Annotated in this window: 3 protein-coding genes; all 3 read right to left on the reverse strand. The window is 72.7% G+C overall.

What is annotated here, in order from left to right; all coding sequences use genetic code 11:
- Positions 1 to 106: 106 nt before the first annotated feature.
- Positions 107 to 484, reverse strand: coding sequence for a cytochrome o ubiquinol oxidase subunit IV (gene cyoD / locus AX737_RS09470; RefSeq protein ID WP_066920850.1), 378 nt, complete (start codon positions 482 to 484; stop codon positions 107 to 109).
- Positions 485 to 663: 179 nt separating this feature from the next.
- Positions 664 to 1,314, reverse strand: a complete 651-nt coding sequence (locus tag AX737_RS09475) for a cytochrome c oxidase subunit 3 (protein ID WP_066920848.1) — start codon at positions 1,312 to 1,314, stop codon at positions 664 to 666.
- Positions 1,311 to 2,173: cbb3-type cytochrome c oxidase subunit I (locus tag AX737_RS09480; protein WP_197430521.1), on the reverse strand; the 863-nt coding region annotated here is incomplete at its 5' end. The genes AX737_RS09475 and AX737_RS09480, both read right to left, overlap by 4 nt.

The raw sequence follows: 2,173 nt of genomic DNA on the forward strand, positions 1-2,173 counted from the left end.
GCGCCGGCCGGGGGCGTCAGGCGGTCGAGGACCGCCTCCCAGCGGACCCGGCGCGCGAGGGTGGCGCTCATGGGGTGGCGCTCATGGGCGTGCCCGCATCGCGGCCTCAGCCCCCCAGGCGCGGGCTCATCGGCATCATGGTCCCGTTCAGATGGGCCATGATCCAGAGCGAGCCGACCAGCACCAGGGCGACGATGAGCAGGCCGAAGGCCAGGGCCATGACGTTGTTGGTCTGGTCCGGCCCGCTGCCGAGATGCAGGAAGAAGACGAGGTGCACGCCCATCTGCGCGACCGCCAGCACCATCAGCACGACGGGGATCGCCGGCTCCCAGATCAGGCCGGTGTTGGCCAGCCCGAACGAGGCGAGCGTGAGCCCGCAGGCCAGCGCGAAGCCGACGAGGTAGCTGTGCAGGGGGTCGTCCGCCTCGTCGGCGCCCGGCGCCTTGTCGGTGTGGCCGCTCGCGGCCGCTGGGTCCTGGCTCATGGCGTCTCGTGAGGCCTCGGGATCGGGGGAGGCGGCAGCGGCGCCCGCGGCCCGGCCGCGACCGGCGGCCGGGAGCCGCAAGACCGGCCGCAAGACCGGCCGCAAGACCAGCCGCAGCAGGACGGCGAGGCCGAGAAGGACCGGCGCGGCGAACCGGAAGGCCGACGACGCGCGGCCCATCAGCGGCTTCCCAGCAGGTAGACGGTGGTGAACACGCCGATCCAGACGATGTCGATGGCGTGCCAGAACAGGCTGAAGCAGAGCAGCCGCCGCCGGACCATCGCCCGGAAGCCCAGGGTCGCCGCCTGCAGCATCATGATCCCGAGCCAGAACAGGCCGACGGCGACGTGGAGCCCGTGCAGGCCGACCAGCATGAAGACGGCGGACAGGAAGGCGCTGCGGCCCGGGCCCGCATCCCGCCCGATCAGGCCCGCGAACTCGCGGACCTCCAGCCCGAGGAAGGCGAGGCCGAGCAGGAGCGTGGCGCCTGCCCAGAGCTGGAAGTCGCGCCCCGGCGCCCGCCGGGCCGCGCGCATCATCAGCCCGCAGGTCAGGCTCGATCCGAGCAGCAGCGCGGTCTCGATGAAGGCGCTGCGCTGGTCGAACAGGTCGCGCCCCGCCGGGCCGCCATCGGTCGCCTGCGACAGCACCGCGTGGGCCGCGAAGACGGTGGCGAACATCACGATGTCGCTGAGCAGGTACAGCCAGAAGCCGAACCCGACGACGATCCGGGTCGGGGCCGGGCCGCGCTCGGACACCGGAACCGGATCGGACCCCGTCGACCCGCGCTGCGGCGCGGCCGGATCCCGCACGGAGGCCGCGACGCTCACGACGCGCTCCGTGCGGAGGCCAGCGCCGCCTCGTAGGCCCGGAGCGCCCGGTCGGGGACCGCCTGCTCGGTCTCGGTGCGCCACGCATGGACGAGGATCACGGCGACGGCGCCGGCGAGGCCGCCGATCGCGAGCCACCAGATGTGCCAGATCGTGGCGAAGCCGAGGAGGACGGCGAAGAAGGCCGTCACGAAGCCCGCCATGCTGTTGCGGGGCAGCTCCACCGCCTCGGCCGCCTCGGCCGCCTCGGGCTCGGCGGCGCCCTGGCGCGTCCCGGCCTCCTTCATGTCCCAGTAGGCGTCCATGCCGTGCACCCGCGGCAGGCGCGAGAAGTTCCAGGGCGGCGGGGGCGAGGCGGTCGCCCATTCCAGGGTGCGTCCGTTCCAGGGGTCGCCGGTCGCGTCGCGCAGCGCCTCGCGCCGACGGATGCTGACGACGAGCTGGACCACCGTGAGGACGATGCCGAGGAGGATCACGCCGGCGCCGGCCATCGCCACGTACAGCCACGGCGCCCAGGCGGGATCGGTGGTGTGCTGCATCCGCCGGGTCATGCCCATCAGGCCGAGCACGTAGAGCGGCATGAAGGCGAGGTAGAACCCGATCAGCCAGCACCAGAACACCGCCCGGCCGAGGCCGTCGTGGAGCCGGAAGCCGAAGGCCTTGGGGAACCAGTAGGTGTAGCCCGCAAACGCCCCGAACAGGACGCCGCCGATGATCACGTTGTGGAAGTGGGCGACGAGGAACAGCGAGTTGTGCAGCACGAAGTCGATCGGGGGCACGGCCAGCAGCACGCCGGTCATGCCGCCGATGACGAAGGTCACCATGAAGCCCAGGGCCCACAGCATCGGCACCTCGAAGC

Source organism: Methylobacterium sp. CCH5-D2, assembly GCF_001556475.1.
GTDB classification, from domain to species: domain Bacteria; phylum Pseudomonadota; class Alphaproteobacteria; order Rhizobiales; family Beijerinckiaceae; genus Methylobacterium; species Methylobacterium hispanicum.